The organism is Corallococcus exiguus (assembly GCF_009909105.1).
Lineage (GTDB): Bacteria > Myxococcota > Myxococcia > Myxococcales > Myxococcaceae > Corallococcus > Corallococcus exiguus.
Genome location: NZ_JAAAPK010000014.1, coordinates 152,127 through 174,885, shown reverse-complemented (window position 1 = coordinate 174,885; position 22,759 = coordinate 152,127). Strand labels below are relative to the sequence as shown.

At 69.5% G+C, this 22,759-nt stretch carries 24 protein-coding genes; 14 read left to right on the top strand and 10 right to left on the bottom strand.

Translation table 11 applies throughout. The features are described from left to right. Positions 1 to 442: 442 nt before the first annotated feature. Positions 443 to 778: a (2Fe-2S) ferredoxin domain-containing protein gene (locus tag GTZ93_RS37715; protein ID WP_014397929.1), complete on the top strand. Its 336-nt coding sequence runs from the start codon at positions 443 to 445 to the stop codon at positions 776 to 778. Between the two features lie 60 nt (positions 779 to 838). On the opposite strand, the gene GTZ93_RS37710 is transcribed toward GTZ93_RS37715, so the two are convergent. After that, positions 839 to 1,555, bottom strand: a complete 717-nt coding sequence (locus GTZ93_RS37710; protein ID WP_120578134.1) for a Bax inhibitor-1/YccA family protein — start codon at positions 1,553 to 1,555, stop codon at positions 839 to 841. 74 nt (positions 1,556 to 1,629) lie between these two features. Continuing rightward, positions 1,630 to 3,084 carry a hypothetical protein gene (locus GTZ93_RS37705; RefSeq protein ID WP_167548658.1) on the bottom strand — a complete coding sequence of 485 codons (1,455 nt, stop codon included), beginning with the start codon at positions 3,082 to 3,084 and terminating at the stop codon, positions 1,630 to 1,632. A gap of 182 nt (positions 3,085 to 3,266) precedes the next feature. Here GTZ93_RS37705 and GTZ93_RS37700 point away from each other — a divergent pair, with 182 nt between their 5' ends. The 5 genes from GTZ93_RS37700 (at position 3,267) to GTZ93_RS37680 (ending at position 7,506) form a co-directional block, all read left to right on the top strand. After that, on the top strand, positions 3,267 to 3,707 hold the full coding sequence (locus GTZ93_RS37700; RefSeq protein WP_257979331.1) for a hypothetical protein: 441 nt from the start codon (positions 3,267 to 3,269) through the stop codon (positions 3,705 to 3,707). Between the two features lie 280 nt (positions 3,708 to 3,987). Next, positions 3,988 to 4,479 carry a hypothetical protein gene (locus GTZ93_RS37695; RefSeq protein ID WP_139920110.1) on the top strand — a complete coding sequence of 164 codons (492 nt, stop codon included), beginning with the start codon at positions 3,988 to 3,990 and terminating at the stop codon, positions 4,477 to 4,479. 40 nt (positions 4,480 to 4,519) lie between these two features. Then, positions 4,520 to 5,131 carry a hypothetical protein gene (locus GTZ93_RS37690; RefSeq protein ID WP_139920100.1) on the top strand — a complete coding sequence of 204 codons (612 nt, stop codon included), beginning with the start codon at positions 4,520 to 4,522 and terminating at the stop codon, positions 5,129 to 5,131. 10 nt (positions 5,132 to 5,141) lie between these two features. Continuing rightward, positions 5,142 to 6,884: a hypothetical protein gene (locus GTZ93_RS37685; protein WP_139920101.1), complete on the top strand. Its 1,743-nt coding sequence runs from the start codon at positions 5,142 to 5,144 to the stop codon at positions 6,882 to 6,884. Positions 6,885 to 6,957: 73 nt separating this feature from the next. Next, complete coding sequence (locus GTZ93_RS37680) at positions 6,958 to 7,506, top strand: isochorismatase family protein (protein WP_120578130.1); 549 nt, start codon at positions 6,958 to 6,960, stop codon at positions 7,504 to 7,506. Positions 7,507 to 7,531: 25 nt separating this feature from the next. Here the strand turns inward: GTZ93_RS37680 and GTZ93_RS37675 are convergent, their stop codons facing one another. The 6 genes from GTZ93_RS37675 to GTZ93_RS37650 all read right to left on the bottom strand — a co-directional run bounded on the left by GTZ93_RS37675 (position 7,532) and on the right by GTZ93_RS37650 (position 12,880). Continuing rightward, entirely contained in the window at positions 7,532 to 8,404 is an 873-nt protein-coding gene (locus GTZ93_RS37675; RefSeq protein ID WP_120578129.1) for a metal ABC transporter permease, read from the bottom strand. Next, positions 8,385 to 9,203 (bottom strand): metal ABC transporter ATP-binding protein, encoded by an 819-nt coding sequence (locus GTZ93_RS37670; RefSeq protein WP_169820902.1) that lies wholly within the window; start codon positions 9,201 to 9,203, stop codon positions 8,385 to 8,387. The genes GTZ93_RS37675 and GTZ93_RS37670 overlap by 20 nt, the downstream gene beginning before the upstream one ends. Beyond that, a complete protein-coding gene (locus GTZ93_RS37665) occupies positions 9,190 to 10,050 on the bottom strand; it encodes a hypothetical protein (protein ID WP_139920103.1) in 861 nt (286 codons plus the stop codon). The genes GTZ93_RS37670 and GTZ93_RS37665 overlap by 14 nt, the downstream gene beginning before the upstream one ends. Before the next feature lie 4 nt (positions 10,051 to 10,054). Beyond that, positions 10,055 to 10,978 (bottom strand): metal ABC transporter substrate-binding protein, encoded by a 924-nt coding sequence (locus GTZ93_RS37660; protein WP_139920104.1) that lies wholly within the window; start codon positions 10,976 to 10,978, stop codon positions 10,055 to 10,057. A gap of 22 nt (positions 10,979 to 11,000) precedes the next feature. Further along, positions 11,001 to 12,359 (bottom strand): zinc-regulated TonB-dependent outer membrane receptor, encoded by a 1,359-nt coding sequence (locus GTZ93_RS37655; protein ID WP_139920106.1) that lies wholly within the window; start codon positions 12,357 to 12,359, stop codon positions 11,001 to 11,003. A gap of 101 nt (positions 12,360 to 12,460) precedes the next feature. Next, entirely contained in the window at positions 12,461 to 12,880 is a 420-nt protein-coding gene (locus GTZ93_RS37650; protein WP_120578126.1) for a hypothetical protein, read from the bottom strand. Between the two features lie 257 nt (positions 12,881 to 13,137). Between GTZ93_RS37650 and folE the strand changes: the two genes are divergently transcribed. The 5 genes from folE (at position 13,138) to GTZ93_RS37625 (ending at position 18,856) form a co-directional block, all read left to right on the top strand. Then, a complete protein-coding gene (gene folE / locus GTZ93_RS37645; RefSeq protein WP_126935947.1) occupies positions 13,138 to 13,707 on the top strand; it encodes a GTP cyclohydrolase I in 570 nt (189 codons plus the stop codon). Next, positions 13,704 to 15,131 carry an FAD-binding oxidoreductase gene (locus tag GTZ93_RS37640; RefSeq protein ID WP_139920537.1) on the top strand — a complete coding sequence of 476 codons (1,428 nt, stop codon included), beginning with the start codon at positions 13,704 to 13,706 and terminating at the stop codon, positions 15,129 to 15,131. The genes folE and GTZ93_RS37640 overlap by 4 nt, the downstream gene beginning before the upstream one ends. Before the next feature lie 230 nt (positions 15,132 to 15,361). Beyond that, positions 15,362 to 16,102, top strand: a complete 741-nt coding sequence (locus tag GTZ93_RS37635) for a sigma-70 family RNA polymerase sigma factor (protein WP_120565939.1) — start codon at positions 15,362 to 15,364, stop codon at positions 16,100 to 16,102. 148 nt (positions 16,103 to 16,250) lie between these two features. Then, entirely contained in the window at positions 16,251 to 16,991 is a 741-nt protein-coding gene (locus GTZ93_RS37630) for a tetratricopeptide repeat protein (protein ID WP_120576080.1), read from the top strand. Then, positions 16,988 to 18,856, top strand: a complete 1,869-nt coding sequence (locus GTZ93_RS37625; protein ID WP_139920539.1) for an AMP-dependent synthetase/ligase — start codon at positions 16,988 to 16,990, stop codon at positions 18,854 to 18,856. Before GTZ93_RS37630 ends, GTZ93_RS37625 begins: the two co-directional genes overlap by 4 nt. A gap of 133 nt (positions 18,857 to 18,989) precedes the next feature. On the opposite strand, the gene GTZ93_RS37620 is transcribed toward GTZ93_RS37625, so the two are convergent. Together GTZ93_RS37620 and GTZ93_RS37615 are read right to left on the bottom strand one after the other, a co-directional pair. Then, the gene (locus GTZ93_RS37620) at positions 18,990 to 19,226 is read right to left on the bottom strand and encodes a twin-arginine translocase TatA/TatE family subunit (protein WP_120576078.1); all 237 of its coding nucleotides are present in this window, start codon (positions 19,224 to 19,226) and stop codon (positions 18,990 to 18,992) included. 78 nt (positions 19,227 to 19,304) lie between these two features. Then, the gene (locus tag GTZ93_RS37615; protein ID WP_126935955.1) at positions 19,305 to 20,354 is read right to left on the bottom strand and encodes a sensor histidine kinase; all 1,050 of its coding nucleotides are present in this window, start codon (positions 20,352 to 20,354) and stop codon (positions 19,305 to 19,307) included. Positions 20,355 to 20,562: 208 nt separating this feature from the next. Here GTZ93_RS37615 and GTZ93_RS37610 point away from each other — a divergent pair, with 208 nt between their 5' ends. The 3 genes from GTZ93_RS37610 (at position 20,563) to GTZ93_RS37600 (ending at position 22,635) form a co-directional block, all read left to right on the top strand. Next, positions 20,563 to 20,937 (top strand): response regulator, encoded by a 375-nt coding sequence (locus tag GTZ93_RS37610; protein WP_120576077.1) that lies wholly within the window; start codon positions 20,563 to 20,565, stop codon positions 20,935 to 20,937. A 99-nt stretch (positions 20,938 to 21,036) separates the two neighbouring features. Next, on the top strand, positions 21,037 to 21,366 hold the full coding sequence (locus GTZ93_RS37605) for an SCP2 sterol-binding domain-containing protein (RefSeq protein ID WP_120576076.1): 330 nt from the start codon (positions 21,037 to 21,039) through the stop codon (positions 21,364 to 21,366). Between the two features lie 90 nt (positions 21,367 to 21,456). Next, positions 21,457 to 22,635, top strand: a complete 1,179-nt coding sequence (locus GTZ93_RS37600) for a CaiB/BaiF CoA transferase family protein (RefSeq protein WP_139920541.1) — start codon at positions 21,457 to 21,459, stop codon at positions 22,633 to 22,635. The last annotated feature ends 124 nt before the right edge of the window (positions 22,636 to 22,759 follow it).

Sequence of the window (22,759 nt, the reverse complement as noted above, 5' to 3'; positions counted from 1 at the left end):
GAGGGTCCACCCCTGGAATCCGGGCCCGGGCCTGACTGCCCACCCGCCGGGCGGGCGGATCAATATGATCGCTGGTGGGGTCCGTCAACATCGCCCATTCCCCTATATCTAGTATCAGGTCCTCGCATACACACTGCATTTGGTGTGGGCGTTGGGTGGCTGAACAGCTACCTCAAGTTGGATCTAGGAACCCCGCCTGTGACTCGCAACGCCTGTTGTGGCTGGCAATGTATGGCCATGACCATGCGAAATCGGACAGGCGGGGAAGGGCGCCTGTCCAAGCGCTTGTGATCACTGACGGATGTTTGCTGGCAGTCCGTGCGCCGGGCGTAGGGGCGCTCCAGCGGCCCGGCGACATCAGGACCGGGCGGGGTGGGCCTGGACGGTCGCCTGCCAAACGGCGGCGTCGATTTCGACGCCCGGGCGCGTTAGGAGGCGGACCATGCCGCCTCCCTTCGAACGCCACGTCTTCGTCTGCACCAACCGTCGCCCGGACGGCCACCCCAAGGGGTGCTGCGCCACCAAGGGAGGCGAGGAGGTGCGGGCGGCCTTCAAGGAGGAGCTCGACAAGCGCGGGCTCAAGCGCAGCATGCGCGCCAACGCGGCGGGCTGCGTGGACACGTGCTCCTTCGGCGTCTCCGTGGTCGTCTACCCGGAGGGCACCTGGTACGGCGGCGTGAAGGTGGAGGACGTGCCCACCATCGTGGAGGAGCACCTGGTGCAGGGGCGCCCCGTGGAGCGGCTGCTGATGCCCTTCAACAAGAAGGCGGAGCGCTGAAGGCGGTTTCCCGCCTCGCGCCCCGCCCTGGGGAACCACGTTGAATCCTACCGCCTGGAGCTAGTCGCGGCGGTTGCCCAGCAGGCGCAGCAGCGACAGGAACAGGTTGATGAAGTCCAGGTAGAGGGTGAGCGCGCCCACGATGCTCACCGCGGTCGCGCTCTTGAAGCCCGTGCCCGCGTGGTACTCGCGCAGCTTCTGCACGTCGTAGGCGGTGAGGCCCGCGAACACGAGCACGCCCGCGCAGGCCATCACGAACGACACGGCGCTGCTCTTGATGAAGAAGTTCACCACGCTGGCGATGACGATGCCGATGAGCCCCATGAAGAGGAACGTGCCCCAGCCGCTCAGGTCCTTCTTCGTGACGGTGCCGTAGACCGCCATCGCGCCGTAGGTCGCGGCGGTGATGAAGAACACCTGGCCGATGGAGCTGGCCGTGTAGATGAGGAAGATGACCGACATCGTCACGCCGGTGAGCGCCGCGTAGCCCGCGAACATGACCGCGGCTACCGGGCCGGACAGCCGGGGCGCCAGGATGGACAGGCCGAACACCACGCCCAACTGCACCAGGAACAGGGCCATCCGGTTCTGCACCGCCACGCGGAGCAGCGCCTCGTTGGCCAGCGTCACCATCGCCATCACGCCGGTGAGCGCCAGGCCCGCGAACATCCAACCGTGCACGCGCGACATGAACGCGCGCTGCGACTCCTGGACCAGGACGTCGTCCACCGCGCTCGCCTGCCCGCCCTGCCAGCCACCTGAAGATTCCCACGCCATGTGTTTCGTTTCCTTTCGGGCCGGGGACCGCTTCAGTCCCGGCCTCTCTTTAACGAGGACCCTTGGAGGACGCCTTAAAGGGCCTTCCAGGCCAGCAAAAGCTTCGAAGCGACTTCCGTCGTGATGAGGGGCAGCACGCCACCGCCACCCACGATGTTGACGATCTCCGACATGGACCCACGGCACACCCCGCCCCACGCGGGCTGCTTCGCGAGCCCAACAGACGCATACGCCGAGTAATCCACGAAGAAGGACGTGGGCAGCACCTGGTTCGTCCCGCAGAGCAGGTGCTCCTCCGGCTGAGTGTCCACCACCTCCTGCACCACGAAGCCGCCCTGCGCATCCGTCGCGGCGCGCTCGCACAGCTGCTCCCACGTCTTGGACTCGCCGTAGGCGCCCTTCACGCGCTCCTCGTAGGGCACGGTGCCCACGGAGCGGCCGAGGAAGACGGCCTTGCCGCCGTAGTCCCACGAGCGCTTGAGCACGAAGCGCGCGGGCTCCCGGGCCACGCGGGCCACGATGTCGTCCACCTGTGCGCCGTCCGGATCCACGCCGGGACCGTGGCGGAAGGGGCGCGTCCACGGCACCGACTCGCGCACCGCCTCCAGCTCCTCCGGCGTGAGGCCCGCGCGCTCCGCGAGCGCCGCGTCCGTCACCGCCTGCGACAGGAGCGCGAACGTCGCCTTCACCTCCACCTGCGAGGCGGGCGGGTTCAGGAACACGGCCTTCTTGCCCGGGACGACGGAGAGGAAGTCCTCCACCCAGGGGGCGGGGTTCTGCTCCAGCCGGCGCACGAAGAGGTGGCGGTAGACCAGGTCGTACTTCTTGCCGTTCACCGTGAAGGCGTCGTCGCCGGACACGTCCTCCGGATGCACCACGTCCGCGTCCGCGCCGAACTCGCGGAAGCGTTCGCACAGCCAGCGCAGCTCCGTGATCTGCGCGTCGTTCTTGCGGCAGAGCAGCGCCACCGTGTCGGGCATCTGGCCGTTGCGCTCGGCCGCGTAGCCGTCCAGCAGCGCGCGGTAGAGCGCCAGCGCGTTGTTGCCGTTGAGCGTGAGCAGCGACGCGAGAGCCTTCTCCGGATAGCGCACGTGCCGCGCCACCACTTCGATGAAGGTGCGCGCCGCGATGTCCGAATAGCCCTGCATGGCCGGGATGGTGGCGTTCACCTCCAGCGCCCAGGGCCGGCCTCCGGACACGAAGTAGTCCACGCGCGTGGTGGCGAGCTTGCGGCTCGCCTCCCAGGTGCCTTGCGCCAGGCTGCGCTCCAGAGGCGACAGCGCGCCCAGCAGCAGCTCCGCGTCCGGGCCACCCAGGATGGCGCGCGCCATCTTCATCGTAGCGGAGGCCAGCTTCGCGGACAGGAGCGAGCGGCGTTTGATCTCCTCGGCGTCCAGGATGACCGGCGTGGCGGTGATGGGGATGGGCTGGGTGCTGCCATCCTGCTTCGTCACCGCGAGGCCGCGCTGGTAGGCGGTCTTCGCCAGCTCCGGTCCGAAATAGTGTGCCTGCCTGCGCAGGACATCCATGAGCTCGTGCACGGCGCGGAACCTACGACCCCAGGGGCTCGTGGGTCCACAACCCGCGGGTCCCGTCGCGGTTCCCTGTGTCCGCCACCTCGCCCTCCGGCCCCGGGCCAGGGCATCCCGGCTTGCACCGGGCAGGGAGGTCGCTTAAAAACAACTGAGTTGCTTTTCGAGACCGAGTCGACGTGAGCCGCCTCCGACGCCACCTCAGCACGAGTCGCTCCCTGCCGCGCCTGCTGGCGCTGCCGTGGGTGCTCGTGTGCGTGCTGGTGTATGTTGGCAGCGTGCTCCACTTCGCGCTCGTGCAGCACACCACGTGCCTGGAGCACGGGGATGTGATGCACGTGAGCGAGGCGTCGTCCCACGACGGCCCGTTGGAGGAGGAGCTCTCCTTCGACGACGCGCGCGTGGCCCGTGCGCCGGTGTCGAAGGCCTCGCCCCACGGTGGTGAGGCCCACTGCCACCACGCCTTCCTCCGCCGTGAGGCCCCGCCTCCGGCCGAGACCGCGCCCGTCATGGCCGCGGTCTCCACGCGCTCCAGCCCCGCGCTGGCGGTGTTCCGCTTCCACGCGGCACCCGTCGCGCTGTTGAGGCTCGCGCCCAAGTCGTCGCCGCCGCGCGCTTAAGTCTCCGCCGCCGTAGCCCGCCGTCCTGGCCACCCGTGTCTTCGTGGGCCGGGGTGCGCCGTGGCCACCGGAGTCCAGGGCGTGCGCGTCCCCGTTCGCTGAACGGATCCGCCGCACGCGCATGGCACCTCCGGCCACGTGCACGGGCGCGCGCTTCGTGCCGCGGTCCCTCCTTCCAGCTCCGTCCGGTCCTTCGCGTTCGCGCCTCTTGAGGAGCGGTGCGCGTGCGGCCCGTGCGGCTGGAGTTCCCGCAGTCCATCCCCGTGTCCCTGGAGTCCCCATCATGAAGAAGCTTCTGTCCGCCCTGCTGCTGTCCACCGCCCTCCTCGCCGCCGGTTGCGGTGGCGACGAAGAGGAAGCCCACGCCGACGAGGAGGGCTGCGAGCACCTGCAGGAAGGCCCCGCCGCCGCCGTCACCGCCGCTGTCAGCGGCACGGGCCCGGCCGTGAGCAATGACCACAAGCGCTACGACATCGCGCTGGTGGACATCGCTGGCGGCAAGGGCGGCGCGGTGTCCTTCGCTGTCTCCGAGGCCACCGACTACGTCCTCTACATGAGCGCCCCGGTCCCGGTGACGGTCACCAACAGCAGCGGCGCGGCCGTGGAGTTCGAGGAGAGCGCCACCAGTTCCTCGCTCTGCACGGACATCAAGGGCCGCCACGTCGTGCCGCTCACCGTGGGCACGCACACGCTCACCTTCGGGCCTTCGACGCTGTCCTCGGTGTCGCTCGTCATCGAGGAGTCGGGCGAGCACGACCACGCCCACGACTGACCCCCGGTTCCTCTCTTTCCAATGAAGCCCGAGGCGCCCCATGTCCAAGGTCTCTTCTGGCAGTGCCGGTTCCCTGCTTCCCTGCGACGTGCGCCGCGACGGCGACCGTCTGTTCGACGTGGCCATGTGGTGCCTGGGCCAGGACGTGCGTTGCCCGGACGGCAACGTGCTGCTCCGGCGCGGGCTGGTGCGTGAAGCGCGTCCGCCGGGCGTGGAGGGACAGAGCGCGTACCAGGGGCAGCTCTTGGACGGGGGGCGCCTCACGCTGTGGGGCTTCGGCGCGCTGTGCGAGTCGTGCGGCGCCGCCATCTTCGTGCCGCGCGATGGCTTCGTTCCCCGCTGGGTGGACGAAGCGCGCGGCACGGCCTTCCGGGTGGAGGACGTGGGCGTCCGGCGCGACGCGACCACGGGGCTGGAGCGCAGGGCGGCGCGGGCGGGACTCGCGCGGCTGGCGGACTGGCTCGCGGAGTACGAGGCGTGGGTGGCCCGCGACGTGGGCCTGGCCTGGCGGCGCGAGTGCCTGGCGGCGCGGCGCAAGGCGTCTCCCATCCCCGCCGAAGAGTTGTCGACCGCCTGGAGGCGGCTGGCCGTGCGAGTGCGCGCGACCGATGCCTCCGTGCAACACCATGCCGCTCCGATGACCGGAGCGTGAGGAGGACACCATGCTGGCACGTCTGTTCCGAGCCGATGCCCCGTCGGTCCACTCCCACGTCGCGTGGGAGGACCTGCCGGACGAAGCCCTTCCCACGCCGCCGCTCCAGGACGGGCTGGGAGACACACACCTCCAGGTGACGACGCAGGTTCCCCTGGCGCAGGCGTACTTCAATCAGGGCCTGCGCCTGCTGCACCTGGGCTGGGCGCTGGAGGCCCGGCGCGCCTTCGCGGAGGCCGCGCGACAGGATCCCTCCCTCGCCATGGCGTGGTGGGGGCTCGCGCTCGCCCGGGGCGTGGGGCAGCGCTTCGCCGCGGACCGCGCGGAGGCCATCCGCAAGGCGCTGACCCTGGCGGAGGGCACCACCGACATGGAGCAGCGGTTGGTCGTCGCGGCCAGCCTCCTCGCGGACAAGGGCCCCGCCAATGGCAGACATGCCTTCGTGCGGGAGATGGAGTGCCTCATCGACCGCTTCCCCCAGGAGCCCGAGCCGCGCCTGCTGCTCGCGGGCTTCCTGCTGGACGGGTACGAGTCCGACGGGCGCCCCGGGCAGGGACAGCCGTACGCACAACTCATCCTGCGCGACCTGTTGCGCACGCACCCGAACCACGCGGGCGTGCACGTGGCCTGGGTGCAGGCGTGGCTGCCCAGCGCCCGGCCGGAGACGGCGTTGGAGAGCGCGGAGTTGCTTCCGTCGCTCGTGCCCGCGGGAAGCCCCGCGCTGCTCGCCGCCGGACGCCTGTTGCTGCGCGTGGGCAAGGCGGTGGAGGCGAACCGCATCCTCGAGTCAGCGGTGACGGCGGATGACGCGTATCTCGCGCGCGAGTCGCTGCCCCTGGACGTAGCGCCGAGCGCGGACACCGCCCTGCGCCTGCTCAGCGAAGGCTGCGTGGAAGTGGGGCAGTACCGGGGCGCGCAGGCCTGGGCGCGCAAGCTGCGGCAGCGAGTGGAGGCTTCAGGAGGCCAGCCGCAAGCGGTGCTCTTCGCCGCCACCACGCTCGTCGCCGCGCACCTGCGCTTCGGCTTCAGCCGGGCGGCGGCGGAGGTCCCCATGGAGCTGGGAGACGCGGCCACCATCGCGGAGGCGGGACTGCGTGACGCCGTGCGCCTGTACGCGAAGGGCGTCTGTGCGCTGGAGACGGGACGGCTGGGCGACGTGGAGCGCGCGTGCGGCACCTTGGATGTACTGGTGAACACCCTGTCGGAAGCGCCGCGCTCCGAGGGCCGCGCCCTATGCGCTCGCGACGTGGCGCGCACGGTGGAGGTCGCCGCGCAGGAGCTACGGGGCACGCTGGATGCGCGCCGGGGAGACTCCGGCCGGGCGGAGGCCGCGCTCACGCGGGCGCTGCGATTGGAGCGCCGCCTGCGTCCCGTGGGCCCCGCGCTCTTCTGCCGGCCGCCCCGTGAGACGCTGGCCCGCGTACGCCTGCGCTCCGGCCGCGAGGAGAAGGCCCTGGAGCTGGCGCTGGAGCGGGCAGGGGAGCGGCCCGGCTGCGGCCACTGCATGCTCCTGGTCGCGGAGGCCCACGTCGCCTGCGAGTGCATGTCCGAGGCGGCGCACGACTTCGCCGTGGTGTTGGACCTGTGGCGCGACGCGGATCCGCACCTGCCGGGCCTGCAACGCGCACGGGGCTTCGCGGCCCGGGGCCACCGCGGCCGCACGGCGCTCCGTCGGGTGCCAGACGTGGCCTCGGTGGACACCGCGCCCGTCCCCCGGGGCGGAGGAGCGCCCTGGACCGTTCACGGGGCCTGAGCCCGCACGCCGCCGCGCTTGACGCAGGCGCGGCCTTCGCGTCACTAGGGGTCATCCTCCAAGGAGCCGCCCCATGCCGTCGTTCCGCCTGAAGCCCGAGCAGGCCGCGCTGCTCGTCGTCGACATCCAGGAGCGCCTGTGCGCCGCGATGGACCGCGACGCCCTGGACCGCATGCTCGCGCGCACGGGCGCCGCGGTGGAGGGCGCGCGGGCCCTGGGCCTGCCCGTCATCGTCACGGAGCAGTACCCGCAGGGGCTGGGCCGCACGCATTCCCTGCTCAAGCTGCGCCTGGGTGAGTTCAAGCCGCTGGAGAAGATGGAGTTCTCCGCCGCCACGCCGGACGTGCTCTCCGTGCTGGGGGACCGCAAGCAGGTGCTCATCACCGGCATGGAGACGCACATCTGCGTCTTCCAGACGGCGCGCGACCTGGCGGAAAGCGGCCGGGAGCCGTGCCTGCTCGCGGACGCGGTGCTGTCGCGCTCGGAGGAGGACCGCCGCGTGGGACTGGAGCTGTGCCGCGACGCGGGCGCGCGCATCCTCACCGTGGAGTCGGCCCTGTTCGACATGCTGGGCCGCGCGGGCACGCCCGAGTTCAAGAAGGTGTCCGCCGCCGTCCGCTGAAGCAGGGACGACGGCGGCCCACCGCTTACGCCCTGCTCTTGAAGGGCTCGCGCACCAGGCGCACGAGCATCATCAGCAGCACCAGCACCCCGGACAGGACGGTCTGCGAACCGCCCACCGGGAAGTCGTAGAAGTACGCGAACAGGTATCCGCCCGCGCCCGCGATGCCGCCCAGCACGGTCGCCGTGAAGAACGTCCACGGCAGCCGCAGGTCCAGCACCAGCGCGGCGATGGCCGACAGCGTGGAGAACGCGAAGACGGGCAGGGCGCCCAGGGCCCGCGCGCACACGCCCACCATGATGCCGATGGACACCATCAACACCGTGTCCAGCAGCTTCACCGGCAGCCCCTGCACGGTGGCGCCAATGCGGTCGAAGCTCACGAAGGCGATGCCCCGGAACCACCACAGGTGCAGCACCATCAGCACCCCGCCGGCCACCGCCACCGCCTGGAGTTGATCCGGCGTCACCAGCACCGCGGTGCCGAAGAGGATGCCCTGGATGTCGTGCGCCTCCTGCGCGATGCGGTCACCCACCAGGATGGCCGCGCCGCCCGCGAAGGCGAACGCGCACCCCAGCAGGCTCTCCCGCGACAGCCGCAGCCTCGCGGGTTCAATCATCAGGAGCAGCGTGGCCGCGACGGACAGCACCACCGCGCCCACCAGTGGGTCCACGTGCACGCCCAGGTGGATCTCCGCGAAGAAGGCCAGGGCCACGCCCAGGCCCGCGGTGTTCGTCACCGCCGCGCTGACGAACACCATGCGCCGCAGCACGACGTAGACGCTGAGGAAGCCCAGCACGCACCCGGCGATGAGCGCGCAGAGGATGGGGTCACGGAACAGCTCCCAGCCCGCCTGGAACTGTTCCCACTTCGAGGGCTCAAGCAGGGTTGTTTCCACGGTGGGGTCCCTGGGGCGCGGTGTGGCAGTAGTCGTCGCCGTACTGGCGGCGGAAGGCGGGGTGGCAGAACACGGTGCGCGCGTCGCCCATGACGAAGCAGCGGTGCTCGCGGTCCACGAAGAGGATGACGTCGGCGTGCTCGGCGGCGACGGACAGGTCGTGGCTCACCACCACCACGCCCAGGCCGCGGTCATGCGCGAGCGCGCACAGCCGCAGCATCGTCTGCTTCTCCGCCACCGCGTCCATCGCGGCGGTGGGCTCATCCAGCAGCACCACGTCCGCCTCGGTGGCGATGACCCGCGCCAGCAGCGCGCGCTGCTTCTCGCCGCCGGACAGGTCGCGGAAGGGCCGCTTCGCGATGCCGCGCGCGCCCGCCGTATCGAGCGCCGCCTCCACCTTCTGGCGGTCCGTCTTGTTGGGGAAGGGCCGGAGGAAGTTCCACCCGGACAGCCGTCCCCACCCGGTCAGCTCCCGCGTGTGCACGGGCAACAGCGAGTCGATGGCGGACATCTGCGGCACGTACGCGCTGCGGATGTGCGGCGCGCCCAGGGCGATGCGGCCGGACACCGGGGGAATCAGCCCCAGCAGCGTCTTGAACCAGGTGCTCTTGCCAGAGCCGTTGCGGCCCACCACCGCCACGAACTGGTGGCGGCGCACCACCAGGTCCATGGGCGGCAGGATGTCCTTGCCCCCGTAGCCGATGACGAGCTGCTCGCACTTCAGCAGGGGCTCGCCCGGCTCCGGCACCGCGGCGCGATGGCCCCGGTCCAGCTCCGTCTCGTGATCACCGTGAGCCACGGTTCACCTCCGCGGTGGGGCTCAGCGCCGCCACCTTCTCCAAAAGCGCGGTGCGCACCGCCGCGTTCGCGGGCGCATCCAGGTCCACCACGCCATCCGCTCCCACCGTCGCGGCGGACCAGTCCACCGCGTCGAAGAGGGCCGGCGTCAGCTCCAGCTTCAGGCCCAACGCCACGCGCGGTTCATTCTCTCGGTCGGACGGCACGTCCAACGCGCCGGTGAGCACCGCCACCGGCGTGGCCTCCGCGCCCGTCACCGTCGCGGTGAAGCGGAAGGGCAGGGCACCCGCGAAGCGCGCCGGGACGCGGCCATCGCGCACGCTGCCCGTCATCCGCAGACCCGTGACGGCCCAGCGTCCGCGGGACAGCGTCGCCTTGCCCAGCTCACAGGCGGGCTTGCACGTGAGGTCGCGGGTCGCGGGAGCCAGCAGGTCCAGCTCCGCGTCCACCGGCAGGTTGGCCACGGTGACGGTGGTGCTGCCTCCGCCGCCCAGCTCCGCCTGGATGTCCTCGTAGTCCACGAGCGCCCCGGAGTCGCTGTGGCAGTGCCCGTTGTGGCACAGCGAGTAGCCCGGCGGTGGCGAGGACGGGTCGAACGCCGTGCTGCCTCCGCCCCCGGAGCTGGCAATCAGGTCGATGCTGCCCAGGCTCACCGTGCCGGTGTCCATGCGCAGCTGGAAGTCGGACGCGAGCGCCTGGTAGCCATCACCCGCATTGCGGCCGGACACCGGCGAGTACGCGGCCTGGACGGAGGGATCGAGCACCGCGAAGCCCTCGCCCGCATCGAACGCGCACCCGGACAGCAGCGCGATGGGGAGCAACCACGCCTTGGAATGGAAGCGCTTCATGGCGTCATTCCCCCTTCCCGGCGAGGCCCTGCTCCAGGCGGCCCACCATCAACTCCAGGCGCTGCACGTACGTCTGGCTGGAACGGAAGTCGGTGCCGCCGGGCAGCGTGACGAGCGCGGCGGGAATCTTCGACGCCACGAGCTTCGCGATGTTGTCCGGGTAGTAGTCCTCCTTGAGCACCAGCTTCACCTTGTTGGCCTTGCCCTGCGCCAGCACCTGCGCGACGTGGGACGGGTTCGGAGGGATGCCCGGCTTGGGCTCCAGGAAGGCGATGGTCTTGAAGCCCAGCCAGTCCTGCAGGTACGCCGTCGTGCGGTGGTACGCGATGACGGGCACGCCCTTGAAGCCCGCGAGCCGCTTCTCCCAGCCCGTCTGCGCCGCCTGCAGCTCCTGCGTGAACTTCGCGAGGTTGGCCTTGTAGGTGGCGGCGTTCTTCTCATCCAGCTGCGACATGCGCGCTTCGATGGCGGCCGCCACCTTGAGGGCCTGCCGCGGATCATAGAGGTAGTGCGGGTTGCCGCCGGGGTGCACGTCGCCCTGGCTGCGGTCCACCTGCCCGGCGGGGATCTCCTGGAGGCTCACGAACCGCGACGCGTCCAGGTAGCCCGCGTTGCCCGTCAGGATGCGGTTGTTGCGCGCGCCCATCTGGAGCGTGGGCAGCCAGCCGATCTCCAGGTCCAGGCCCGCGGCGATGAGCAGGTCCGCGCGGTTGAGCGCGAGCGCCAGGTTCGGCTTGGCGTCCACGAAGTGCGGATCCTGCGTGGGCAGCGCGAGCGCGATGACGTCCACCTTGTCCCCGCCCACGGTCTTGGCCAGCGCGGCCAGGTCCGGGAGGGTGGCGACGACCTTCAAATCCGCGCGAGCGGGAACGGCGGTGAGGCTGACGACGGCGGCGCACAGGGCCGCGAACAGGCGAAGGGAACGCATGGAAGGGCTCCGGAAGAAGAGGTCAGAACGCATGGGCACCGTGGGCGCCAGTCACGACTTCAAGGGCGAGGAAGGCCGAGTAGTCCGGCGACTCGCGCCAGCCCACCCGGTCCGTGGCGGCCTGCAGGCGCAGGCGGGAGAACTCGGTGGGCCAGAACGTCACCGACGCGGTGATGCGCTGGCGGTCGGAAATCCATTCGGGGTCGAGCGGATCATTCGCCACCCGGCCCTCCAGCGTCTTCGCGGCCGAGCCGAACTCGTAGCGCACGCCCGTGGCCCAGCGGTTGGAGAAGCGCCACACCGTCTGCGCATAGCCGCCCCAGTCGGACAGCACGTCCTCCGGCACCTGCCTGCGGCGGTAGAGCACCTCCGCCTGGAACACCAGCTGCTGCGAGCTCTGCGACGTGATTGGCCGGAACTTCAGGTACACGTCCGTGCCGTAGATGCTGGTGTAGTTGCGGTAGCCCGTGGGGTTGGGGCCCGTCGCGACGGACAGGCCCCACAAGAGCGACAGGTCGTCCGACAGCGGGAAGAACTGCTTCACCGCGCCGGTGAGCTGGAAGTCCAGCGGCGACAGCACGCGCTCGGCGGCGGCGCCGAAGAAGCTGCGCGCGGTGGCCTCACCCGTGGCGTCGGTGGCGCTGCCGATGACCTCCACGTACCAGGGCAGCGGCGTGAGCCAGGAGCCCTCCACGCCCAGGCCGCGGTTGCCCTCCGCGCCGAAGTAGCGGCTCATGATGAAGGGCTGATCCACGAAGTCCCACGCGTGCGGGTGCGTGGCGTTGATGCGGCCGAAGCGGGTGAGGAACTGGCCCGCGCGCACCTGGAGGTTGAGGGGCAGGTCCAGCGTGGTGACGTACGCCTCTTCAATCTCGACGCCGAACTGGCTGAAGACGAGGTTGCTGTCGAAGCGGAAGTACGGGTCCACCACGGAGCCGATGGACAGCTCCAACTGCTGGAGGTTGAAGCCGTTCTTCGTCGGGTCGTGCGCGCCGCCCTGGAGGGGCTCCTTGTTGGAGAAGGCCGCCAGGGCCATGTCCAGGATGAAGCTCAGGTTGAGGAAGTTGGTGCCGCTGGAGATGGCGTTGGGCAGCTTGAGCGGCGTCACACCGGAGTCGTTCGTCGCGGTGGGTGACACCGGGGACGTGTCGCCGGACGGACGGGCGCGCGTGCTCGTGTCCGTGCCCAGCGCCTTTTCAATCTCCTCCATCTCCTCCGGGCTCAGCGCCGGAGTGTCCTCGGCGGGCGCAGGGGCCTCGGAAGGTGGGGGTGCCTCGGTGGAGGGCGGTGATGACTGTTGGGCCCACGCCGCGCTCGCGGACAACTGCGCTGCGAGCACGACGGCGAGGGCGCGGGGATGCCTGCGCGGAAGGGATGACACGGATGTTGGCTCCTCGGAACCGGCCGGCCGTGGAGCATGCGCATGCGCACCCCGCGACGACCGTCGACCTGATGATCTGCTTCACGACACGACACGCGGAACTACGCGTGCGTCGGAGGCGAGGCCTTGGGCGCGGTGTCGAGGACGGCGAGCGGCGCGAAGGAACGGGGCGGCGCGGTGGCCGGGTGATTGCTCTCCACGCACGCCGAAGCGGAAGCGACGCCCGAGCCCTGGAGGGCCTCCACCTGCGGGGCGGCCGTGAGCAGCGGGCACGTCTCGTGGTTGAGGGCCGTCGCGTCCGCCACGGCGGGCGGCACGGAGGCGACGACGGGGGCGCGCTCGGAGAAGCGGGACAGCGCGGGGTTCGCGCGCCGCGCGTCCTCTTCGAACGTCTGGTGCTGCGGACAGAACCGGTGCGCGTGCTGCTCCACGTGCAGCGCCAGACCCAGCGGCTGGGCACCCCAGAGCGCGACGAGCAGCATCGCGGTGAGGCGGGCAAGGGTGTGGGCGCGCGAGAGCATCTGAGGGTTCCCGGCTGGCTTACTGTCGGCCCCCGGGAGTGTCAAGGCAGCCTGGGTACACCGCCGAAACACGACGACAAGGGAACGTTGTTTTCATTCCAGACGTCCCTCCTGGCCGCATCGGTTAGGTTGGGCGCGCCAGCGTCACGCCCTTCGCGCCAGGAGTTCCGCCGCCCGTGCCTCCCTCCCGTTCCCGTCGCCGCGCCCCCGCCGCCAAGGCCCCGGCCCCTCGCGCCGTGCGCCCCGACCCCGCCGGTATGGCCCGGGCGGTCCGCGACTTCCTCACCGCCGCGGGGCTCGACCTCCAGGACGTGAACCTGTTGGACACACCCACGCGCGTGGCCGACGTGTGGGCGAACGGCTTCCTCGACGGCTACGGCCGCACGCCCGAGGAGGCGCTCGGAAAGACCTACCCCGCGCCCGCGGACTCCTCCGGCGAACTGGTGGTCGTGACGGACCTGCGCTTCCACTCCATGTGCCCGCACCACCTGCTGCCCTTCACCGGCCGCGCGCACGTGGCCTACGTGCCGGGTTCGCGCGTGGTGGGCTTCGGACGCATCGGCGCGCTGGTGGATGTCTTCGCGCACCGGCTCATCCTCCAGGAAGACCTGGCCCGGCAGGTGGCGCGTTCGCTCGCCCGAGTGCTCGACAGTCCCGCCACCGCCTGCATCCTGGAAGCGGAGCAGGCGTGTCTGCGGCTGAGGGCCGACCACCAACGCGACGCCGTCACCCACGCGGAGGCCTATGAAGGACGCCTGCGCCGCGACGGCCCCCTGCGCCGCGAGCTGTGGGCCCGCTTGGGGGCTCGCACGGGAGCGGGCCGATGAACCCCGCCTCCCAGACCTTCGAGCGGGTGGCGCCCGAGCGCGTGGCGAAGGTGCTGGAGGCCCTGGCGGACGTGCTGTCCCAGGCCCAGGTGAAGCGCGACGAGTCCACGCTCGACGCCTACGCGCGCGACGAGTCCGACAGCGGCGTGTACCGGCCTGACGCCGTCCTGCTGCCGGAGACCACCGCGCAGGTGTCCGCCATCTTCAAGGCGTGCCAGGCACACGGCGTGCCCTTCACCCCCTGCGGCGCGCGCAGCGGTAAGAGCGGCGGCTCGCTGCCCCTGAAGGGCGGCATGGCGGTCAGCCTGGAGCGCATGAACCGCATCCGTTCCATCTCCAAGGAGGACCTCACCGCGGTGGTGGAGCCCGGCGTGGTGACGGGCGACCTGATGAAGGCCGTGGAGGCGCAAGGGCTCTTCTATCCGCCGGATCCGAACTCCTGGGAGTTCTGCACGCTGGGCGGCAACGTGGCGGAGAACGCCGGCGGCCCGCGCGCCCTGAAGTACGGCGTCACGCGCGACTACGTCATCGGCCTGGAGTGGGTGATGCCGGACGGCGAGGTGCTGCGCGTGGGCCGGCGCACCATCAAGGGCGTGGCTGGCTATGACCTGGTGGGGCTCTTCGTGGGCTCCGAGGGCACGCTCGGCGTGGCCACTGAAATCACGGTGCAGCTGATTCCGCTGCCCCGTCAGGTGATGACCGCGCTGGTGGTGTTCCCCTCCGTGCTGGACGCGGCGCGAGGCGTCTCCGCGGTGCTCGCCGCCGGCATCCTGCCGCGCTGCCTGGAGCTCATCGACGAGGTCGCCGTCCAGGCCATCGTGCACCGGGGCAGCTTCCAGTTCCCCCCGGACGCGGGCGCCGCCCTCATCGCCGAGGTCGACGGCAACACTCCCGAAGGCGTGTTCGCGGAGCTCCAACTGTTGGGGGACATCTGCACTCAGCACGGGGCCACCCAGACCCTGGTGGCCCAGGACGAAGGTCAGCGCGAAAAGCTGTGGGCGGCGCGGCGGATGATTTCCCCGGCACTGCGCGCGCTCAAGCCAGCCAAGATTTCCGAGGACATCGTGGTACCCCGCTCGAAAATTCCCGAGATCATCGAGCGGCTGAAGAAGATGGGCGCGGAGCTGGGGCTCACCGTGGCCACGTATGGCCATGCGGGCGACGGCAACCTGCACGCCAACATCCTGTACGAAGGTCCCAGCCAGCGCCCCCTCGTGGACGAGGCGCTGCGTCGCATGCTGGTGCTCACCGTGGAGCTGGGGGGCACCATCACCGGTGAGCACGGCGTGGGGCACGCGAAGCGGGAATATCTGGCGCTGGAGCAATCGCCCGCGCTGTTGGAACTGCAGCGCCGCCTGAAGGTCTTTTTCGATCCATCAGGTCTGCTCAATCCCGAGAAAATCTTCCCCGCGCTCAAGCGTTGAAGACTTCGTGACCGGAAACGTAGGTGCTGTCCCACCCGACACGTCACGCGCTTCCAAGGGCCCGGAAGTGCGAGTGCGTGACGGGCATTTGACAAGGGTGAGAGGGCGAAACGCTCTTCTTGGAAGGAATGAGAAACCCTTTCCGCCGTTGCGCGTCCTAGTGACAGGTGGACGCGGTTCGTCGGGGGATTCATCGCGTCCGGCAGTTTCGAACGGAAGGACGGGAAATCATGGCCAACTCGACGAAGTTCGCGGCAGAGGGCCTTTCGCATTACCTGCGTCACCTGGGCGGCCACCAGCAGCTCACGCGTGAACAGGAGTACGAACTGGCTCGTCAGGCCCGCAAGGGTGACGAGAGCGCCCGACAGACGCTCGCCAGCTCCAACCTCGCTTTCGTGGTCGCCGTGGCGAAGAAGTTCGCCAACCGCGGGGCCCGCCTGGACGACCTCATCCAGGAAGGCAACGTCGGCCTCATGAAGGCCATCGAGCACTTCGACCCGAAGAAGAACGTGCGCTTCGCCACCTATGCCGTGTGGTGGATCCGCGCCTACATCACCCGCTATCTGAAGGACAACCGCAGCCAGGTGCGCGGCGGTGAGGCGGAGCGCGGCAGCATGGTGGACTTCTCGCTGGACGCCACCATCGACGAGGAGGGCGAGACGACCTTCCTCGACCGGCTGGAGGACGGCGGTCCCTCCCCGCAGGAGACGTTCCTCTCCCGCGAGCAGGACACCGAAATCCAGGATGCCCTGTCCAAGGTGCGCAAGCGCATTGGCGACCTGGGCTGGGACATCCTCCAGGAGCGCCTCACGCAGGACAAGCCGCTGACGCTGGAGGAGCTGGGCCAGCGCTGGGGCGTGTCGCGCGAGCGCGTGCGCCAGGTGGAGCTGAAGACGAAGAACTTCCTGGAGCGCTACCTCATCGCCTTCAACGAGAACGAGGAGCACACCGCCACGGCCGACGCGGCCTGAAGCGCCAAGCGCGAAAGGCAGCATCTGTTGCATCGATGACGGGACCTGGCGGGGTGTTCACACCTTGCCGGTCCCGTCTTCGTTTTTGCCGCGCTGCGTCTGGCACGTTCGGTTGATGGTGGGCGAGCGTGCGTGCTAAGGCTTTTCGATGCGCTTGAAATTGCTTGCCCTTTGGGTGCTTTGGGCCATCCCGGCGAACGCCGCGGATCCCGCGCTGCTCGACCAACTCGACGCGTTGTACGCGAAGCGCAGTGACGCGGAGTCCGTGAAGGCGCTGGACAAGGACGTGTCCGAGGCGCTGAAGGCCGCGCCGGACGACTTCGAGCTGGCGTGGCGCAAGGCGCGCATCCTCCAGTGGCAGGCGGACGGCGCCACGGAGAAGAAGCTCAAGATGGTCCTGGGCAAGCAGACCTGGGAGGCCGGGGACAAGGCCTCCAAGCTGCAGCCCGCGCGCGTGGAGGGCTACTACTTCGCCGCCTGCGGCATCGGTTCCTACTCGCAGGCCGTGGGCATCATGAAGGCGCTGGGCGACGGTCTGGAGGGCAAGTTCAACGAGCGCCTGGACACCGCGCTGAAGCTCGACGCCACGTACGAGTACGGCGGTCCCTGGCTGGTGAAGGGGCGCTATTTCTATGAGCTGCCCTGGCCGAAGCGCGACCTGGGCAAGTCCGCCGAGTACTACCAGAAGGCCATCGCCAAGTTTCCGCAGTCGCTGCGCGCGCACTACTACCTTGCCGAGACGTTGCTGAAGGACGGCAAGGCGAAGGAAGCGAGCGCGGCCGTCGAGAAGGTCAAGCAGGGAAGCACCGCGTACAACCCCGCTGAGGGGCAGCGCGTGCAGCAGTGGGCCAAGAAGGTGGATGCCGACATCCAGGAGGAGCTCAAGTGAGGGCAGAGAGTCAGGTCACGACGGCTCCCGCGGCGGGCGGGACGCAGGAGCAGAACCTCGTCCAGTTGCTCGTTCAGCGGGCGCAGAACGCCTCCAAGGTAGGCGTGACGCACAAGAAGGACGGACGCTGGCAGGACGTCACGTTCGCGCAGGTGCTGGAGGACGTGAAGGCGCAGGCGGCGGGCCTCATCGCCCAGGGCGTTCAGCCCGGGGACCGGGTCGGCATCTTCGCCAACACCAGCTTGCAGTGGATCATCGCGGACCTGGCCATCAGCGCGGCCCAGGCCATCACGGTGCCCATCTATGGCTCCAACACGCCGGATGAGTGCCGCTACGTCCTGAACCACTCGGAGACGAAGCTGCTGCTCGTCGACAACGACGAGAAGGACGCCAAGCAGGCGGGCCGCCTGTCCCGCGTCCGCTCCAAGCTGGGGGACATCCCCTCGCTGCAGAAGATCGTCGTCTTCGAGGGCCCCATCTCCGGCGACAAGGAGATATCGCTCGCGGACATGGTGGCCTCCGGCAAGGGCCAGCCGCAGGCGGCCGAGTCCGCATTCGCCGAGCGCGTGGGCCAGGTGAAGTTGGACGACACCAACATGCTCGTCTACACCTCCGGCACCACGGGCGACCCCAAGGGCGTCATCCTCACCCACGGCAACTGGGCCTATGAAGCGAAGGCCACCCAGGCCATGGGCATGATGAAGCCGGAGGACTCCGTCATGCTCTTCCTGCCCCTGGCGCACGTGTTCGCCCAGGTGGTGAAGGCCGCGTGGCTGTCCATGGGCTTCCGGTTGATCATCGCGGAGTCGGTGGACAAGCTGCTCGCGAACCTGGCGGAGACGCGCCCCACGGTGCTGCCGTCCGTGCCGCGCGTGTTCGAGAAGGTCTACAACAACGTCGTGGCCAACGGCTCGGCGGCGCCCGGCGTGAAGGGCAAGCTCTTCAAGTGGGCCTTCGGCCTGTTCGACGAGTACTCCGAGGCCAAGGGCCAGGGGCGCGAGTACGACACGCTGATGTTCAGCCTGGCGAAGAAGCTCGTGTTCTCCAAGGTGCGCAAGACGCTCGACGAGAAGCTGGGCGGCAACATGCGCATCTTCATCTCCGGCGGCGCGCCGCTGTCCCGGAAGATCGCCTACTTCTTCGACCTGCTCGACCTCAAGGTGCTGGAGGGCTACGGCCTCACGGAGACGAGCGCTCCGTGCAATGCCAACCGGGTGGAGAAGATCAAGATCGGCACCGTGGGCCCGCCGGTGCCGGGCACGGAGATCAAGATCGCCGCGGACGGTGAGATTCTCGTGCGTGGCCCCTGCGTGATGAAGGGCTACTACAAGAACCCCGCCGCCACCGCGGAGGTGCTGGATCCGGACGGCTGGTTCCACACCGGTGACATCGGCGAGGTGGACTCCGACAGCTACCTGCGCATCACCGACCGCAAGAAGGACATCATCGTCACCGCGGGCGGCAAGAACGTGGCGCCTCAGAACATCGAGAACACGCTCAAGACCTTCCCGCTCATCAGCCAGGCCATGGTGTACGGCGACAAGCGGCCGTTCCTGGTGGCGTTGATCACCGTGTCCGAGGATCCGGCGCGCAAGCTGCTGGAGGACAAGGGCATCGCGGTGGGCACCTACGCGCAGAACTCCCAGCGGCCGGAGATCAAGACGGCCGTCGAGGAGATCATCAAGAAGGTGAACGCGGAGATTCCTCCGTACTCCAGCATCAAGAAGATCGCCGTCATGGACGCGGACTTCACGCAGGAGTCCGGTGAGCTCACGCCCACCCTCAAGGTGAAGCGCAAGGTCGCCAGCCAGAAGTACATCAAGACCATCGACGCCATGTACGAAGGCGCGAAGGTCATGGACTGACGCACCAAAGCCCGACGCCCGTCCGAGGCCGCTTTCGAGCGGTCACGGTACGGGCGTCACGGGTGAACGTTCAGCGATGTCTTTTTGCCGTCAGGGGCGGGGCCTTCCCGGGCCCACCCGGACGAAACTGCACTCAGGCGTGGTGGCTGGGCGACTTGGCGGCGACGTCCTTGTCCACGGTGGTGGACGCGGACAGCGTGCCGGTCTTCTTGTCGCCAGCGTCGTCCTTCTCCTCGTCGCTGGAGAAGCCGCGCTTGAAGTTGCGGAGCGCGCTGCCCAGGGACGAGCCGAGCTGCGGCAACCGCGAGCCGCCGAACAGCAGCAGCAGCGCCGCGAAAATCAGAAGAATCTCAGGAAGCTTCAATCCCATGGCTTCGCTCCTCACGAAATGCGCGAGGGAGCATACCGGTGGGAGGTGGGTCGCGCTAGCAACTCCGCCGGCCAGGGCTCACGCCTGCCAGCCCGCTGGATGCCCGAGTTCCGCTGGAAGCGATAAGGGCAACGTGAGGAAGAGGGTGGTGCCGCCCGCGTCCGCCTGGGCGCCCACCTGGCCGCCGTGGGCCTCCACCTCCTGCCGGGCCAGGAAGACGCGCAGCGGATCCTCCAGCTTGCGCTCGCGGAAGGCGCGCTCCTCGCACTGGAAGACAGCGGTGATGTCCTCTTCTGGAACGGCCGCGCCGTCGCGGCGCACCTCCACCCGCACCTGGTGACCCAGGCGCTCGGCGCGCACGTGGAGCGCCTCGCCCGGCTGCGCGCGCGCCAGCAGGTGGTGCACGAAGGCCTCCACCGCGTGTTGGATGCGGCCCGCGTCCACGGTCACGTCGGGCAGGTCCGGCAGCGTGTCCAGCACCAGCTCCACGTTGGCTGCGGACGCCGCGGCCCGCGTGCGCTCCACCGCGGCATCCAGGATGGGCAGGAGCGCCTGGCGCTCGCGCTCACACGCCAGAGCGCCCAGGTCCGCGCGGCTGGAGTCGAAGAAGTCCTGGGCGAAAGAGAGCGCCCGGTCCGCGTTGCGCAGGATGGTCTCCAGCCCCCGCTGCGCCTTGGGCTCTAGCGGGATGCGCCCGTTGAGCAGCAGCGCCGCGTACGAGCGGATGTTGGCCAGCGACCCGCGCAGGTCGTGCGACGCGAGCGACAGGAAGCGCACGCGGTCCTCCACGCGCTCGCCTGACGGTGAAGCCTGGGGCACCTGGGGTGAACCCGGCTCCGCGCTCCAGGGCACAGGCAGCGCCCAGACCAGCCGTCCGCCGTCCTCCAGCGGCTCTTCGCCCACCAGGACGGTGCGCTCCTGGCGCTCCCACAGGTTGCGCTCGCCGTCCTTGCGGCGGAAGCCCACGGCGGCCATCAGCCCGTCGATGCCTGTGACGGCCGGCAGGGGAGGCAGGGCCTCCAACCCAAGGTAGTCCAGGAGCAGGGGACCGAGCAGGCGGGGTGTCCCTTGACGGGGCAACAGCGCGAGCCCCGGTGCGGTTTCGTTGCCTCCAGCCGTCTCCCCCATCCACGTCACGCGGACCTCCCCTGGCCGAGCCTCGAATCACCGGAAGGGTGGGCAGTGACTGTCGGTTTTGCAACGGGCTCCCTCTCCGTCCGCGGGACCCTTGATTTCTTGCACCCGGGGGGCCAGTGATGGTGGAAGATCGACCTCCGGAAGCGGTATCGAGGAGACACCTCTGACCTCGCTCAACGCACAGCATGCTGAAGCACCCGTGGTGCTCGTCGTGGACGATGATCCCGACATCCTGGAGGCCCTCTCCGAGATTTTGGAGGCCGAAGGCTTCGAGATCCGCCGTGCCCGCAACGGCAAGGAGGCCCTGGAGCGCCTGGAGCCGGACCCTCCGCACCTCATCCTCCTGGACCTGATGATGCCGGTGATGGACGGCTGGGAGTTCGCCCAGCGCATGCGCCAGAAGCCTGCCTTCGCGGGCATCCCCATCATCGTCCTCAGCGCGGACCGCAACGTCGGCAGCAAGGCGAAGGACATTGGCGCGATGGGCCACCTGGCCAAGCCCTTCGAGCTCAACGACCTGCTGTCGATGGTGCGACAGTCCCTCAGCCCCTCGGCGGACACCTCTCGCGTCTGAGCACGCCTCCCGTGGCCGTGCTTGACCGGGGCGGTGGGGCACCACTACGGTCCGCGCAGGGCTGATTCACCAATCAACGCTGAACCCAAGGAGCGAGTCATGGCGACCGCGAAGGACATCATCGAGGGGCAGATTCCCGAGAAGCTTCAGGCGAAGCCGGAGCTGGCGAAGGACATCAACGCCATCATCCACTTCGACGTCTCCGGCGACGGTGGCGGCAAGTGGACGCTGGACACCACCAAGACGGAGGGCTGGGTGTCCGAGGGTCTCAACGGCGCGTCGAAGATGACCGTCACGGTCAGCAACGACGACTTCGTGAAGATCCGCGAGGGCAAGCTGAACCCGCAGATGGCCGCCATGCAGGGCAAGCTCAAGTTCAAGCCGATGGACATGGGCCTCGCCATGAAGCTGGCGAAGCTGCTGTCCTGAGCCTCTGAGTCTCGTGTCGTACCGACGGCGCGTCACCCTGATGGGGACGCGCCGTCTGCATGTCTCCATCTCCCCCTGGAGCCCCCGTTCATGTCTGAGCCGTCTTCCCCCCTCGCGGGCCTGCGGGTGTTGGACCTGTCGCGCCTCTTGCCCGGCCCGTACGCGACGCTGGTGCTCGCGGACCTGGGCGCCACCGTGGACACGGTGGAGGACCCGGACGTGGGGGACGCCACCCGCCACATGCCGCCGCACCGCGAAGGGGAGGGCGCGCTCTACTACGGGCTGCACCGCAACAAGCGCTCGCTCACGCTGAACCTCAAGACGCCCGAGGGCCGTGACGCGCTCCTGCGCCTGGTGTCCCACTACGACGTGCTGGTGGAGAGCTTCCGCCCTGGCGTCATGGACAAGCTGGGCGTGGGCGAGGCGGTGCTGCGTCAGAAGAACCCGCGGCTCATCTACTGCGCCATCTCCGGCTACGGCCAGACGGGGCCGGACCGGCTCAAGGCGGGGCATGACCTCAACTACGTGGCCCGCGCGGGCCTGCTGGGCTACGGCGGCGAAGCCGGTGGCGCACCCGCGTTCCCGGGCGTGCAGATGGCGGACATCGGCGGGGGAAGCCTCTTCGCGCTGGTGGGCATCCTGGCCGCGCTGCATGAGCGCGAGCGCACCGGCGTGGGCCGCTTCGTGGACGTGTCCATGACGGACGGCGCGCTGGCATTCCTCCACCTGCACCTGGCCTCGCGCCTGTTCATGGGGACGGAGGGCTCACCGCTCCAGCGTGGAAGCGAGGCGCTCAACGGCGGCCTTCCCAGCTATGGCCTGTACCGCACCGCGGACGACCGCTGGCTCGCGGTGGGCGCGCTGGAGCCCAAGTTCTTCGGCGCGCTCTGCGCGAAGCTGGGCCGCCCGGAGCTGTTGGACGACGCGTACTCCGGCGGCGAAGCCGGCGCGCGCGTGAAGGCGGAGCTCACCCGCGTCTTCGCGAGCCAGCCCCTGGCGCACTGGCGTGATCAACTCTCCGGCGCGGAGTTCTGCGTGGAGCCGGTGGCGGAAGGGGACGAGGTGCTCGCGGATCCGCAGCTGCGCGCGCGCGGCCTCTTCGTGGAGACGGATGATGCGCAGCGCGGCATTCGCGTTACGCACCTGCTCACGCCGCTGCGCATGGGCGACGTCGCACTGCGTCCACCGCCCACGCTCGGACAGCACTCGCGCGTCATTTTGGAAGACGCAGGTTTCACGGCCGAAGAAATCTCGCGCCTGATTGCATGAATGACGCGTGAAACGAACCCGTGAGGACGGGTTCGTACGCGGATCCAAAGTGACCCGTTGATGATTGACAGGTCTAGAGCCACAGTTAGTCTTTCCTGTTTTTAGACTGGGAAATCGACTTTCA